The 14,335-nt window shown below is 36.2% G+C and carries 13 protein-coding genes; 2 read left to right on the top strand and 11 right to left on the bottom strand.

Annotated elements, in window-relative coordinates:
* Positions 1-295 precede the first annotated feature (295 nt).
* The 3 genes from cas3f to AC0VZ4_RS08045 all read right to left on the bottom strand — a co-directional run bounded on the left by cas3f (position 296) and on the right by AC0VZ4_RS08045 (position 5,170).
* Entirely contained in the window at positions 296-3,736 is a 3,441-nt protein-coding gene (gene cas3f, locus AC0VZ4_RS08055) for a type I-F CRISPR-associated helicase Cas3f (protein ID WP_475441392.1), read from the bottom strand.
* Entirely contained in the window at positions 3,733-4,701 is a 969-nt protein-coding gene (gene cas1f / locus AC0VZ4_RS08050) for a type I-F CRISPR-associated endonuclease Cas1f (RefSeq protein ID WP_475441391.1), read from the bottom strand. The genes cas3f and cas1f overlap by 4 nt, the downstream gene beginning before the upstream one ends.
* 172 nt (positions 4,702-4,873) lie before the next feature.
* Positions 4,874-5,170, bottom strand: a complete 297-nt coding sequence (locus tag AC0VZ4_RS08045) for a BrxR family helix-turn-helix transcriptional regulator (RefSeq protein ID WP_475441390.1) — start codon at positions 5,168-5,170, stop codon at positions 4,874-4,876.
* Positions 5,171-5,758: 588 nt separating this feature from the next.
* Here AC0VZ4_RS08045 and AC0VZ4_RS08040 point away from each other — a divergent pair.
* Positions 5,759-7,270: a PAS domain-containing sensor histidine kinase gene (locus tag AC0VZ4_RS08040; RefSeq protein ID WP_475441389.1), complete on the top strand. Its 1,512-nt coding sequence runs from the start codon at positions 5,759-5,761 to the stop codon at positions 7,268-7,270.
* A 63-nt stretch (positions 7,271-7,333) separates the two neighbouring features.
* Entirely contained in the window at positions 7,334-9,049 is a 1,716-nt protein-coding gene (locus AC0VZ4_RS08035; protein ID WP_475441388.1) for a two-component system response regulator, read from the top strand.
* A 136-nt stretch (positions 9,050-9,185) separates the two neighbouring features.
* Here the strand turns inward: AC0VZ4_RS08035 and AC0VZ4_RS08030 are convergent, their stop codons facing one another.
* The 8 genes from AC0VZ4_RS08030 to mobA form a co-directional block, all read right to left on the bottom strand.
* Positions 9,186-9,632, bottom strand: coding sequence for a response regulator (locus AC0VZ4_RS08030; protein ID WP_475441387.1), 447 nt, complete (start codon positions 9,630-9,632; stop codon positions 9,186-9,188).
* Positions 9,629-11,083, bottom strand: coding sequence for a sensor histidine kinase (locus AC0VZ4_RS08025; RefSeq protein WP_475441386.1), 1,455 nt, complete (start codon positions 11,081-11,083; stop codon positions 9,629-9,631). The genes AC0VZ4_RS08030 and AC0VZ4_RS08025 overlap by 4 nt, the downstream gene beginning before the upstream one ends.
* Before the next feature lie 166 nt (positions 11,084-11,249).
* On the bottom strand, positions 11,250-11,912 hold the full coding sequence (locus AC0VZ4_RS08020) for an MOSC domain-containing protein (protein WP_475441385.1): 663 nt from the start codon (positions 11,910-11,912) through the stop codon (positions 11,250-11,252).
* Positions 11,912-12,370: a molybdopterin synthase catalytic subunit MoaE gene (moaE, locus tag AC0VZ4_RS08015; RefSeq protein WP_475441384.1), complete on the bottom strand. Its 459-nt coding sequence runs from the start codon at positions 12,368-12,370 to the stop codon at positions 11,912-11,914. Before moaE ends, AC0VZ4_RS08020 begins: the two co-directional genes overlap by 1 nt.
* Positions 12,370-12,669, bottom strand: coding sequence for a MoaD/ThiS family protein (locus tag AC0VZ4_RS08010; protein ID WP_475441383.1), 300 nt, complete (start codon positions 12,667-12,669; stop codon positions 12,370-12,372). The genes moaE and AC0VZ4_RS08010 overlap by 1 nt, the downstream gene beginning before the upstream one ends.
* On the bottom strand, positions 12,647-13,117 hold the full coding sequence (moaC, locus tag AC0VZ4_RS08005) for a cyclic pyranopterin monophosphate synthase MoaC (protein WP_007375236.1): 471 nt from the start codon (positions 13,115-13,117) through the stop codon (positions 12,647-12,649). Before moaC ends, AC0VZ4_RS08010 begins: the two co-directional genes overlap by 23 nt.
* A 1-nt stretch (position 13,118) precedes the next feature.
* On the bottom strand, positions 13,119-13,658 hold the full coding sequence (moaB, locus tag AC0VZ4_RS08000; protein ID WP_039488093.1) for a molybdenum cofactor biosynthesis protein B: 540 nt from the start codon (positions 13,656-13,658) through the stop codon (positions 13,119-13,121).
* Positions 13,655-14,335 (bottom strand): molybdenum cofactor guanylyltransferase, encoded by a 681-nt coding sequence (gene mobA, locus AC0VZ4_RS07995; protein ID WP_475441382.1) that lies wholly within the window; start codon positions 14,333-14,335, stop codon positions 13,655-13,657. The genes moaB and mobA overlap by 4 nt, the downstream gene beginning before the upstream one ends.

Here is a 14,335-nt window from a genome sequence, read left to right as displayed (position 1 = left end):
TTATCCACCCTAGTAAAAAATGACGGTTTAATTGTTAAAACAGCAATAAACATTAAAAATCTGCACAATTTTCTAAAATTTTTAGGTTTCATGATACCTGCTCATTAAGTGAATATGAGCTCAATATAACTTACAATAAAAAATCGATCAACCTAAGAGTTATTAAAATAAAATTAAACACCTAAGAATCATTGATATCTCATATAACTTTGGTTAGACTGCAAACACTATCCAATAGGTAGCTTAGAAGTAAGAGTTATTAAAGTTTACTGCCGAACAGGTAGCGTTTGATGCCTTAATTGGCATCAAACACCCCTAACTGCTCGTGCCAGTGCCAATTTAATTCTTGATCTTTACTCGGTTCTCTTAAGCCAATTACACCAAAGGTTTCACTTACTTGTTGCAAGCTTTTATCTACTTTATCTGCAAAAATTTGATAGGTTTTTTCAACGCTTAAGTTAAACCACCAATGGTTGCCTTGGGCTAATTCAATCAATTGGTTTTCATCTATAAAGCGATTGCTTTGCTCTAAATACACTGGTGGGTAGCGGGTATCGTCAATTTGACTCCACGTTAATGTTTCACTTTCTTCTAAGCGTAAAATAAATTCTTCTTGTGGTTGTGATTTTCTAAACTCAGTTTGATGAATAAATTCAGCGCTCCAATCTATAGCAGGGTTTTCATTCCACCAGAGTGATGCAGGTTTTATTGAGTTATAGAAGTCCTTATGTTTAAGATCTCCTCCCATAACATCTAATGTAACTCGTAGCGACCTATGCTCTTGTACTGAAAGTAAATTAGCAGCATTAGCAACAGAGTTACCTTTTTTTGATTTTTTAAAATCGTCAGCTTTTATTTCTTTAGGTTCAACAATCCTTGGTATTGCTGAAATATTGTCTAATTCTGTTGTTAACAATTCATTCAAGTCTTTACTGTTAAGGGGAAGTTCTGGGGTTTCAAAACCTGGTTTACAATAAGCTACTTTTTCACCTTTTAATGCCCGTATGTTTTGGTTAAGCATCACCACGTTTGCAACAGTAGGCGGTACTTGCCTATGCCGTTGTATACGCCCCGCTAGCTGGATAATTGAGCGTAGCGAGCTAGGTTCTGCAATTGCCCAGTCGTAATCATGGTCACGCCCTACTTCTACTACAGATGTGCCCACTACAATAAACACATGATTGCCTGTCGATGTTTTATTTAGTCCGTCAGCTTTCAATATGTTGGCAATTTCAGGTTGTTGCCAAAGCGCTTGTTCATCATGGCGGGTTAAGGTTTTATCTAAGCGGGATTCTTTGTAGGAGCGTAACGCTAGCGGAAACTGCGAATGATAAATACAAAAATGAAATTGATAGTTGGCCCTTGGCGGCATAGCTAACAGTATTTTTGTAACCGCAATCATCGGATTAATGTTAGCCATTCTAACCACACCAATAGATACTTTTTTACCGCTGCTATGTGTTACATGGTGTTGGTTATGTAATTCATAAATTTGTTGGTGAATGATATCTGCCACATTTTGAAAAACCTGCTGATTTCTCTCATCTATATTTTGACCTGTTAAATTTTGATCTGCTGAGTCACTATTATCCGTGTCAGGCAACTCAATATTAACGATCTTTCCTTTACGTAATACTTTGCTGTTAGCCGTTAATTTTTTTAATCGTGATTCAATAAATATGTTATTTTTTTGTTTGAATCCCTCTTTATTATTTATTAATTCAACTTCACTTTTGTTTTCATCAAACCAAGCACAAACAATACCTGTATTGCTATTATGTGGAAAATTAGCTTGGTTATAATGTTTACGACCTGATACATAAGCGTTGTACAAAGCACTGATAAGTGCAGGTGGTAACGTTGCCGATGATAATAAAACTCGTGAACCTAACATGCCTGCCCAGTTAACTAATCGGCATAATGCAGGTAAGTCTTCTAATCCAAAATCGTCGGGTTCATCTAAAATCAAGTCTGACGTTAATAACCGCAGCATAGGCGCGATTTGTTTACCGCCTCGTTTACTTTCTGTAGCTGGCATTAAATGATCGATTGTACTGACCAAAATAGGCGCACTGATTAACTGCTCTAATTTAGGATTCCCATTTAACCAATGCTTTAAACGCCCGTCGTAAATTTGCCCTTCGTAACTTACATATAATTGTTCAAAAAAGTCTTGTGCTGATTCACTGCCATGATCGGGCTTTGCTAATTTCCCGTCCTCTTTATTTAACTGATGTAGTAATTTAACAGCATTAGAACCTATCAAAACGGCGAGTTCATCATCACCTAATTTGAGTAAATCTCGATATGCATCACCGGTTTGTAAGGTTAGAGTACGTAAACCTAAAGCAACTGAGAACCGGCAACCTTCGCGCTCATTTGCTAGGGCATACATAACTCGTGCATTTGCCATGGTTTTACCACACCCTGTTGATGCCATGTTAATACCAAAAAAGCCCTGTTTTTCACTGGTTTTAGCAAACTCTTTTGACGCTTTAAAGGCTTTGTCTTGCCATTGGTATTTACGGTCTTTAGCACTTTGTGAAAAAAGTCTATGTTGGGCTAATGCTGGTAAGGTGTATTTTAAAGCAGGCAAGTTTTTAGCAAATAAAAAAGCGTTATGAGCAACCCCAATATTGTGTTCATCTAATTTTTGTTTTAACTGATTTGTTTTTCTATCTGTATTTGCGTTAGCTTGATAGCTATTATCTCGCCATTTCATTTTTGAATCTTTTAACTCAAGAGACGAATAATAATGATCCGCTAACATGAGTGATAATCTTGATAAATGACTAACAAAACGTTGATTTAGCCAATCTGTTTTTTTAGATAATTTATGATAACTCAATGCTCGTTTTGCAATTTCACTTGCTTTGTTTTGCCATGTTTTACTCAACAGCGGCGTGCCATGAACAAAACGCCAATTAGCATTAATTACTGAGGGTTCTATATCAGCCAAATTTTCTGCATTTTTAGAATTCCAATGACAATCAAAGCACTTGGTTAGCCAGTGTTCAGCTTCGTCTAACTTAACTGGGTTAACTTGTGGGTAAGGTAAACGATGGTGCGAGACAATTAACCACGCAACTAGCTTTCCAAACTGTGTATTATCGCCAAAAGAATTAAACGGGTTTTGATGTTTTCCGTTATCTTTAAATAATATTTTGTGTATTTTATTTTCAGCCTGAGTAGCATTTGATTGCTGATTTATTTCTACCAGCTTTGTTAACCACTCTTGGTCGGTTAACTCTTTAATAAAGGCTTCAAACAATCTTAACGATACCCACTCATGACGATATGGTTCAGATTTTGATTGTGTTTTACCAGCCAACTTTTGTTGAAATAAATCATTTGCTTTACCAAAATCATGAAATAAACCAGCAAGGCTTGAGGCCAACATTATTGCTTCGTTTAATTCCCAGCCGTTTTCCCATTCTTTATGAGAAAGATCTAGTTTGGTGTAATTTACCGGCACAACACCCTGCGCATTAAATTTTAATTTATTCCCCACCACCCATAAAAGCTGACTTCTCGATCTTGAGCGTATCCAATGGCAACTCACGGCAGTGCTTTTACTGGCGGTTTGCCGTAGCATTTTTTTTACAGTGAATAAACCATCTTCTGTGATTAGGGTTTGCCACGTGTTGTCGCCTATACGGTTTGCGAATGCGTCGAGTACGCGGCGCGTTTTTTTTAAGGCGTTTTTTTCACATTGGCTAACAAAAGTGACCATCATTGGTTTTCACCTGTTTTGTGCTCTGTTTGCAGTGCTGCTTTTTTTACTTGATCAAACATAAAGTCGAGTGCTTTGTTGTCGGTAAAGGCTTGTAAAATTTGTTGTCTAAATTCTTGTTCGGTGGCGTTTTCTTGTGCGCAAATAAATGCCCAAGGCAGTACAATGGCGTCTTTAATTAGGTCGGCAATATCAAATACAAGCGCTCCGCGTCTGGTTTTACCATGCATTACAGCAAAACCATGGGGAATACCCAGCACCCACAAACAACTGGCGGCTAAGCCATACGCTAAATAATTACCATGATTTAAAAAGTCGTTCGCAAGGTCGGTTGAGGTGTGTTGGCGCGTAAAGCCTTCTGCCTTGGTTATATTGGCGGCAAACTTATACAAAGCTTTGGTAAGCTGTGCTTCAGTTAATAGCAGTTCAGATTGCTTTGTTGCAACGAGCATCCGCTCGTTGAAGCGTGTTAAGGCCGTTTCAATGCTGTTATTTTGGGTTGTAAAGCCTTCACTTTTTAAACTGCGGTCTTTATTCCAAATTTTGTTGAGGTATTCTATGCGTGCTTGCTGAAATTGTTTGGCTACGGCTAAGCGCTTTTTATCGTCAAACCAAAAGCTCATCCAACCTTGCAAATACTCAGTTGGGCGGTACTCACTTTGGGGCGTTAACCATTCTATGTTGTTGCCCATATAAAGCGGTGTGCCTCCGCCACCACTAAACCCAACGAGTACTCCCGCTTGCGCCAGCATGCGCATGGCGGCTTGGGTTATTGATGTGCCATTGCCTAACAGTAAAACTGTGGTGTTAGCAATAGGAATATTAAAATACTGATTTTCGTTTTTAGCTTCTGTGAGGTATAAAACACGCCCGTCTTTTTGCATTACTCGGCAATATTCTAGGTAATACATGTTGGCACGTTTTGAGTGCAAAATTGTTTTTAAATTGCTTGGGCTAAAATCGTCCATGTGTCTGTCCTTTTTTTCATTCCATTAAATTTATAGTTTGTTTAGCTTTTGAGCAACACTGTGTATTTATCACCTGTCGTGTTTTTAGGCAGGTTTTTAATAAGAAAATTATGTTTAAATTTTGTTTTATATTAAGGCATATAAGGCTGTAGCTGGGCTAAACAATGCGGGCTTAATATAATTTGCTGAGCCTCTGGGTTTGCTGAGTCACTTTTAAGTAAGTGCCTAAGTCATTTAAACCGTGTTTTGAAACAAACTTATTACTTGCTTCATACCCTTTTTTTGAACTGTTATAGATTAAGAAGTTAGGAAAAAACGTTAGATAATCTTGAATGTATTTTGAGGCGCTAGAGCGGCTTATTTGAAAGTGTTGTTGTATACGGTTTGTTGTTAAACGACCCTCCCAGTAAATAATAAGTTCTATAAAATGAAAACGCTGAATTGCGTCGTAAGTAAATTGAATTGACATCTTTTTCCTTAAATCAGTAATTCCACTTTTATACATTACAATTAATAAAGCAATGAATCACTCACTTTATTAAACCGTATATTAAAATGCCTGAGTAATTGCTTTTAAAAACCTAAAACACGGTGTATTTAAATTAGGTAAGCTTTTAATTTAAAAAGTTAATTTATAAAAATAGATTATTTAAGCAAACTCATAATAATCAACTACAATAAGTTAATTGCTTGTTACATAGCGTTTTAATGTGAGGGCATTTTATATTAAGGCCTGTTCATCTTTCGAGGTTAAATTTGCAGCAAACTGTTTGGTATTTAAGCAAGGCAGAGCCTATGTAGTGTGGTTACTCCCCAAAAATAGGCGATAACGCAGAATAAATGCCAAATATGCGCTCCCTAAGGGTGATTGACTCTTTGTTGCTCGGTTTTTACTTATTCTTACAATGGTGTAAGCCATTAGAGTACGCAGGAGCAGTTGCCGAGCCCACTAGGTTACAAACCTCGCGCCACGATTAAACAGCTCTTAGATTGAACGAATTTCAATCATGAAAGTTCAACAGATACTAGTTAAGTGATTAGATTGAAGGAAGTGTTAATGCCTAATGTAGGACGCTATATTGAGAATATATTACCAACAGATTCGAATTTTTTTGTTGATAACGACATTCAAAAAAACTTAGAGCACATTGTTGAACTAATCTTAAATGTTTTTGATGCTACGGCATGCTCTATTATTGCAAATTCACCACAGGGTCAAATTGAGTTGTACCAATATGGTTCGAAAATAGCCATAACCGCAGAGGCGCTAAATAGTGAAGTATTTAATGAATCTATTATCGAGGGTAACTCAAAAAGCACTTCAAATACTCCCTTAAATGTAAACTCCAAAATGCGTAGGGTTATATCACTCATTATTTTACCATCGAACTTAAAATTGGGTTGGTTGATATTTGAACGAAAAAGTGAGTCCGCATTTACAGAAAAAGATAAAACGATATTAGCCACCATACAAAAAAATATTGTAAATCAATTACTCCAACTTAATTTTATATTTAAAAAAGAAAAAGATGCTGAACTTCATTCAATGATTTCTGAGCTAAATAGAGATTTTGTTTTTATAAAGGACGAAAACTTTAAAATTGTATACGCAAATGATGCCTTCAAAAATAGTTATCCAAAAGAAATGCAAAACAAAATAATCGGCTTTACTACAATTGAAAACTACGAAGAAGATGCGGCTACTGCATTTTTAGCGCAAGACAAAATTGCTTTAGATTGCGGCATTAGTAAAACAGTCGAAAATTTAGCAATGCCTAATGGCATGCAGATTACTGTAGAAACTATAAAACAACGCTTTGAAGATAAGTCTGGTAAACATTATATTTTAGGTGTGTGCAGAGACATAGCTGAAAAAGAAAATTTAATATCTGAATTACAAAAAGCAAACAGTGAACTTGACGAGTTTACCAGTATTGCTTCTCACGATTTAAAATCGCCATTAAATGCAATTAAGCGTTTACTAGAGTGGATTTCGGATGACTGTAAAGATCTGCTTCCTGAAGAGTATTTAGAAAACTTTCAATTAGTAATTAATCGCACTAATAGAATGCAGGTATTACTAGAGGATTTACTGAGCTATTCGAGAGTAGATCGCTGTGATTCTACCCGCTCTGACTTGTCTTTAGAAAATGTTTATCTTGAAATCGCTGAATGTTTAGAGATCCCAGAAACAGTGACTGCTCATATAAATGCAAATGATAAATTATTAAACATACCTGTAGTCCCTTTTAAAACAGTCATTTTAAACCTTATTAGTAATGCTATAAAACATAACGATAAAGAGCTTGGTGTTATACACGTTTCTCTACGGCCTTCTCATCATTATTATCTTATTGAAATAACAGATAATGGTCCTGGAATAGATCCAAAGTATTTTTCACTCATTTTTAAATTGTTTCAAACTCTGCGATCTCGTGATGACGTAGAAGGCAGTGGTATTGGTCTTTGTGTAGCAAAAAAGCTCATTATTAATTATGGCGGTAAGATTGAAGTAGCATCTGATGGAAAGCTTGGCAGTACATTTACTATTTTTTGGCCAAAAATTTAGCAATAAAATTGTTTTATTAATTAAAGATGAGTATTGGCATAGTGCTAAACCCTTAAGGAACTTATGTATATTTTAATAGTTGATGATGACTTAGTAGATCGTAAATTAATTAAGAAGATGCTTATTTCAGATGGCTCCCAACTTCATGATATTACTGAAGTAACATGTGTTACCGAAGGTTTAAACGCTATTGAAAGTTCGCATTTTGACATAATACTACTCGATTATAATATGCCTAAAGAAGATGGTATCGAAATGCTTCTTGAGATGCGAGCAAAGCCAAAACTTGGTAATACTGCAATAATTATGATTAGTTCATCAGAGAACTCAACCCTCGCAATTGAGTGTATAGAAGCCGGTGCACAAGATTTTTTACCTAAGGGTGATATTACACGTAGTAGTTTAAATAAAGCACTTATATACGCTAAAAAACGCTTTGAAGCTGAACAACGCATGCATGACAGTTACCTCGCTGTAAAGCATATGGCAGAAAGGGATCAGCTAACGGGTTTGTCAAACCGATACCATTTTGAAGAAATATTAAAAGTAATGATTGCCAATAATAAACGGACTAAAAATAGTGTCGCGCTTTTGGCATTGGATTTAGATAATTTCAAACATATAAACGACACATTAGGGCATAATGTTGGCGATCAGATTTTAATACAAACTGTAACAAGAATTAACCACTGCCTAAGAAGAGACGAAGGGTTTGCTCGATTAGGTGGGGATGAATTTGCTGTTATTATTGGTGGTATAAGTAATATTAATCAAATAGGTATGATAGCAAATAGGATCCTAGCTAATGTTTCTGAGCCTTTTTTATATAATCGTAGGACGATTAACTGTAGTGTGAGTATTGGCAGTGCTATATATCCTCAAGATGCGACGGAGTCACATGAACTACTTAAATGTGCTGATATTGCAATGTATCGCTCTAAGCAAAACGGTAAAGCAAAAATTAGTTTTTATAAAGAACAATATCAATACGAGTTTAGTCGTCGCGTTGATATTCAAAACAAAATTAAAGAAAATTTAGAGCAAGAAAATTTTCGAATATTTTACCAACCTGTTTATTGCTCTAAATGGCAAAAAATATCAGGTGTAGAAGCTTTAATTCGCTGGCCAGATACCGATATTAGTTATACTCCTGATGAATTTATACCCATTGCAGAAGAATGCCGATTAATTGTGACGCTTGGCGAGTGGATTATTTCAACAGCTCTACAGCAATTATCATTATGGCAAACTCGTTTTAAAATTCCGCTAAATTTATCAATAAACATTTCCCCGATACAGCTTCAGAGTGAAGGATTGCTCACTTATTTACTCGCAGCTGTAAAGCAATATGATGTGAATGTTAATAGTATAATTTTAGAAATAACTGAAACAGCCTTTATCAAAGATAACGAAGAAGTTACTGATATATTAACCACCTTATCCAATAATGGCTTTAGAATTGCTTTGGACGATTTTGGTATGGGCTATTCATCTATATCTCACCTTATATCTTATCCTATTGATATTGTTAAGTTAGATAAAAGCATGCAATCATCTGATGGTGAAAAAGGGAAACGACTAAGAGTAATTGAAGGGTTATCTCTGATGCTTAAAAAATTAGATTTTGATATTGTCGCCGAAGGTATTGAAACCCAAGCACAGCACGATTTATGTAAACTATTAGAAATAGATTATTTACAAGGTTTTTTATTTTCAAGGCCCATGTCTGCAAACGACATAGACTTATTACTCACTAAAAACACCGACGATTCAATCTAGAAATATTACCTATATTAAAATCGTCAAAATAAAATAACGGATGCTGTATTTTGCTAAACCGAAAAACACCTAAAACTCTATTTCCACTCAATATATACAAATATAAATTAATAATATATTGAGATCGTAATAATTTTTAATCTCCCTGTATTGGTGCATCAATGACAGACAGTACCTTCTCTTTTAGATCTTCAGCCTTGAAAGTTCCCTTAACTAAATAGCCTTTAACAAAGTCATGCGCCATAATAATTTTTTTCTCTTCTTCTCGTTCTGAGGAACTAAACATCATAACTACGCAAGAACTTATTTCAATGACTTTCCTGAGCTTGGCAAACTCGTCTAGAAATTGAATACCATTAACTCTGGGCATATTAATGTCTAAAAAAATCAATATTGGGGGAAAGCCATCTGGGTACTCTTTTCTATTCGCTTCATAATTTTCGAGAAATTCTAACGCCTCTTGACCATCTTTTTTTTCAAAAATAGTAAGCTCTAAGTTAGCTTCTTTTATTAATCTTTTAAGGATATACCGATCAACTTCATTATCATCGATAATTAATATAGGTGGTTTTACTTTTTTCATCTTAATTTATCCATAGGTATTGTTATTTTAAATATTGTACCGCTATTAGAACTTTGCAATGATATTTCTCCATCTAAATACTCTATATGTTTTTTAACTAGTGCCATACCCAAACCTGAGCCGCTACTCGTCTCAACATGAAATCGCTTGAACATATCAAACACTTCGCTTTGATTCTCATCAGGTATTCCAATCCCATTATCGGTAACAGTAATATTGAACGTCTCTTGTTCGTTAAAAATATCGCAGTGAACATAGGGTGCATCCTTATTTGTGTCGTAATATTTCAACCCATTTGATATCAAATTCTCGATGATTTGAGCAAAACGCGCTTTTTCGGATTTAATAGGTGTCGATAAATTAATATTCGTTGATAATGTACAAGGATTATCTTTCATTAACCAAGCCAGTCGTGCTTTCATATCAATAATTAACTGATTAAAGTCAATTACATCTCTATCTTCACTACCAATTTCAGCTTTCGCTAATAGTAAAATATCAACAACAAGTGTCTCTAACTTTTCCATTTGTTGATAGATAACCAATGCATTTCGGCTTGCCTCTTCAGTATCTCCTGCTTTTATATCTTCAATAACAAAATGCGCTAGGGATTTAGCCCCTGACAACGGTGATTTCAGGTCATGTGAAGCTCGATAAGCAAACTGGGCAAGTTCGTCATTTGCTTGCTGCAGGAAAGCTGTTTGGCTGTTAATAATTTCTTTGAGTTCAATACTGTTTTCAATATTTAAAAGATCATTTTTAATCCGCTGCCTGGCCGCGATAACTAGTGCTTTTAATTCGCCCGTGGTATTTTTATCAAGTTCGTCATCTAAATTAGTACTATCTTCAGGTTTACTAGCTAAAAGAATAGTTAAATTTCGTATAGAGCTAGATATGGTACGTGACAGGTAACTAATTAGAATAATATTAAAAAAGGATATAATTAAAACAAGTGGTATTAAAGTGATCAGTATAAACGACACTGTTTTTCTGACTAGTTCTTCAAACATTTCTGAATGTTGATTGAATCCATCAAGTGCAAGATTAAGAGTTAGTAAAAAGTCATCTCTACTGAGTTCACCTTTCTTATATTGAGTAACTGAAAGTAGTGTTTTCTCAGCAATTTCAATATCGTTTTCACAGATTGTTAATGTATGCTCTGTATTAATAATTTTCATAACAGCATAATTTAACGGGTTTATTTGTTCAATACACTCTATCGGTTGTTGCCTAATTAACAATATATCCGACTCAATAGTTTTTATATCAATGGGGAGGTCGTTTTCTATTTTTTTCACTGATTTGGTAAGTTGATGAGCATATTTTAAATGAAGAAAATTAAAATGATGAAACTTAGCGCCTTTAGCTATTTCAAAGGCAGAAAAAACGGTAATACTTACTTCGGCTATCGTTAAGATTACTATAAGCATCAATTTTTTAGATATATTCATATACGAAGCCTGTTTTTATATTCGCTATTGGTTAATAACCGTAACACTATATTTATTATAGTTTTTCTAACCTTAGTTATAGCAGGCATTCTTTTTTTTACTAGTTAATATATAAGTTTTGCGCTTATTTAGAGAATTTAATTACTGCATAAGAATTGCACAGCATTCATTTGGCCGACTCAACTTTAATAGCAAGTTTCTTTTCTAACTTTTCTTGCCACTCTACAGCAAGCTCTGGCAAAGTTAGGGCCTCTAAAAGTACGTCTTCATAACCTACGTAGTTTTTATCAAAAAACGCCTGAAACAGCTTTTTAACTGAAATATTATGCGCCGCTTTTTTTTCTATAGTGACTGTATCGCCTGTTTTGGCAACGCCTTGCTCAATGACTCTAAAATATACGCCCGTGCAGTAGTGCTGCGTGAACAGTTTAAGGCTGTTTTTATTATTAAGGGCAATAGCAAGTTTAAAACATGGCACACGAGGCTGACTTACTTCAAGTAATGCTGTACCAATTCGAATATGATCGCCTATGTGTATATGCGCTTCGTCAAGGTCTGAAATCGTGAAATTTTCACCAAATATGCCACTGGTTAAATCCTCGTTTTCAAGCGTTTTTTTCCAATAGTCATAATGATTGTGCGAAAAAGCATATACCGCTTTATCTACGCCGCCGTGGTAAACTAAATCAGCTTGCTCATCACCTATAATACTTAGCTTTTCAATAGTTACCGGCTCGTCAGTCGCCGTTTTAAATATACCTGTTTTGACTTCTTTGCCGTTATGAACAACCGTTTTTATTTTAGAGATATTAGTAGAGATTATTTTCATTAAGACTCCCATTTACCTAATGCTTGTTTGTCACTTTGTTTAAACTCAACCCAGTTTGATGAGCCTTTAAAGTGCTCTTTTTTCCAAAACGTGGCGTGGTTTTTTAAATAATCCATTATAAATTGTGCGCCTTCGAACGCGGCTTGGCGATGGCGGGACGTTACGCCAACAAATACAATTTGTTCGCCAAGTACTAAGTAACCAACGCGGTGAATAATACATATTCGCGCCAGTTGCCAGCGAGTTTGTGCTTGCTCTGCAATAGATTGAAGGAGTTGCTCGGTCATACCAGGGTAGTGTTCAAGCTCAAGTGCAATAACGTTATCGCCACTGCTGAACTCTCTTACCAAACCTGTAAAGGTGGCAACAGCGCCATCGCTTTTGTTATTACTACAAAGCGTATTGTGCTCGTCACCTACATTAAAGTCATTGGTTTGTACTTGAATATGTATGCTCATTAGCCACCTGTAACCGGCGGGAAAAAGGCAAGCTCATCCCCTGCTTTCACTATTTCATCGCTTGATGACATAGTTTGGTTAAGCGCTGCAAGTAGCTCACGCTCTTCCAGCCACGGTTGCCAATGCGGGTATTGGCTTACTAATCTTAATTTAAGCTCTGAAATAGTAAGCGGCTGCGTAATCTCAAGGCTTAATTTACTGCACTTTAACCGCTCTTTTAGTTGCCCAAAAAACAATAACTCTACTTTTCCGGCGCTAGATATAACATTGTTTGGATTAATCGCGCTGCCAACTGCCATTTTTGCCCCCAGCTTTTTGAGTAACGCGCATGCCGCTAATTTCCATTAGTGGGTCGGCTGCTTTACACATATCAAACAAAGTAAGGCTAGCCACAGATACCGCTGTTAACGCTTCCATTTCTACGCCAGTTTTACCGGCAAGTTTGCAGTAGCTGGTTATTTTAATTTGGCTGTTTGCTTCATCAAGTTCAAAATCAACAGCGACTTTACTAAGTGCAAGCGGATGACAAAGCGGGATTAAATCAGCGCACTTTTTAGCGCCTTGAATACCTGCAATGCGTGCCACGCCTAACACATCACCCTTTTTGTTTTGATTAAGCATTACTTGTTCAAAGGCAAGCTTGCTCATGCTAATAAATGCTTCAGCTGAAGCATCGCGTAGGGTTACGTCTTTGAGCGATACATCAACCATATTCGCTTGGCCGTTTTCGTCAACATGGCTCAACATACTATTGCTCTCGCGATTCGCACTTTTTACCAATGGTAATGTGTGGTGCAAAGTTACACGGTTTATGCATTGAGTTAAGTTGATCTTTTATAATGCCTGTCCACGCTGTTTTGCATGCGCCTGTAGAGCCTGGCATACAAAAAATAACGGTGTTGTTAGCAAGTCCCGCAAGTGCACGAGATTGAATAGTAGAGTTACCAATTTCGCCGTACGATATGTGCCTAAATAGCTCACCAAAACCGTCTACGCTTTTATCAAACAGCGGCGCAAATGCCTCTGGTGTTGAATCGCGTTCGGTAAATCCTGTACCACCAGTCACTAAAATAGCATGAATGGTGTCATCGGCTATCCACTGCGATGCCACTGCACGCATTTGGTAAACGTCATCTTTAACTATGTCTTTATCAGCTAAGTGATGACCAGCTTCAGTTAGCGCTTTAATTAAGTAATGACCTGAGGTGTCAGTAATTTCATCGCGTGTATCGCTTACCGTCATTACGGCAATGTTTAATGCTATTTGTGACTCAGTTGTGTGGCTCATAATGTTCTTCTTAATTGATTAATGCTTTGGTCAAAATGCTCATTTACAGCTTTAAATTGCGCCGGCGTATTGGTGTTTATTAATGCATGCGTTTTATTACATAAAAGCGTTTGCACACCAATACTTTGGGTAAACTGTTTTATTGATTTATGACTGTTTGCGTTTGTGAGTATGTGTTTTAAATGATTTTTTACACTGCTTGTATTACGAATATACAGCGGTAGCGGTTCATTTTCAAAGTGCCAAGCATGTATTTGTGACTGATTTAATTGATTGTTCATACTTTGTACGTTATTTGTCTGAGAAGCCAGCACTATTGTGCTTAACAAACTACTCGTAAGTAATGGCATATCTACCGCAGTAATAAGTAAATCGTGATCGGTGGCTATTAATGTTGAGTAAATTCCGCCAAGGGGTCCACTATTTGGGTATATATCTTTAACGTACTTTTCTGAGGGATAATCGCTCGGCGAGTAATGGCTCGATGATTTGACTGAATTTGTAACGTTGCGGCTTATAAGTATGTTTTTAGCGCCTGCGTCTTTTAATAAATCACACGCGTTGTGCAATAGCGTTTTATTTTTTAAAACTAAATCGGCTTTGTCTGTGCCCATTCTTGATGACTTACCACCAGCAAGCACAACGCCTGTAAAATCTCGCTTAGCTTTTACTTCCAT

Source organism: Pseudoalteromonas sp. QJM3NY_22 (genome assembly GCF_056173065.1).
Note: the sequence above shows the minus strand (reverse complement) of the source record. Positions and strands in the feature narration are given on the sequence as shown.

What these genes read in the sequence shown, in the direction of transcription:
- cas3f (WP_475441392.1), bottom strand. Translation starts at nt 3,736, where the DNA reads ATGATGGTCACTTTTGTTAGCCAATGTGAAAAAAACGCCTTAAAAAAA.
- cas1f (WP_475441391.1), bottom strand. Translation starts at nt 4,701, where the DNA reads ATGGACGATTTTAGCCCAAGCAATTTAAAAACAATTTTGCACTCAAAA.
- AC0VZ4_RS08045 (WP_475441390.1), bottom strand. Translation starts at nt 5,170, where the DNA reads ATGTCAATTCAATTTACTTACGACGCAATTCAGCGTTTTCATTTTATA.
- AC0VZ4_RS08040 (WP_475441389.1), top strand. Translation starts at nt 5,759, where the DNA reads ATGCCTAATGTAGGACGCTATATTGAGAATATATTACCAACAGATTCG.
- AC0VZ4_RS08035 (WP_475441388.1), top strand. Translation starts at nt 7,334, where the DNA reads ATGTATATTTTAATAGTTGATGATGACTTAGTAGATCGTAAATTAATT.
- AC0VZ4_RS08030 (WP_475441387.1), bottom strand. Translation starts at nt 9,632, where the DNA reads ATGAAAAAAGTAAAACCACCTATATTAATTATCGATGATAATGAAGTT.
- AC0VZ4_RS08025 (WP_475441386.1), bottom strand. Translation starts at nt 11,083, where the DNA reads ATGAATATATCTAAAAAATTGATGCTTATAGTAATCTTAACGATAGCC.
- AC0VZ4_RS08020 (WP_475441385.1), bottom strand. Translation starts at nt 11,912, where the DNA reads ATGAAAATAATCTCTACTAATATCTCTAAAATAAAAACGGTTGTTCAT.
- moaE (WP_475441384.1), bottom strand. Translation starts at nt 12,370, where the DNA reads ATGAGCATACATATTCAAGTACAAACCAATGACTTTAATGTAGGTGAC.
- AC0VZ4_RS08010 (WP_475441383.1), bottom strand. Translation starts at nt 12,669, where the DNA reads ATGGCAGTTGGCAGCGCGATTAATCCAAACAATGTTATATCTAGCGCC.
- moaC (WP_007375236.1), bottom strand. Translation starts at nt 13,117, where the DNA reads ATGTTGAGCCATGTTGACGAAAACGGCCAAGCGAATATGGTTGATGTA.
- moaB (WP_039488093.1), bottom strand. Translation starts at nt 13,658, where the DNA reads ATGAGCCACACAACTGAGTCACAAATAGCATTAAACATTGCCGTAATG.
- mobA (WP_475441382.1), bottom strand. Translation starts at nt 14,335, where the DNA reads ATGGAAGTAAAAGCTAAGCGAGATTTTACAGGCGTTGTGCTTGCTGGT.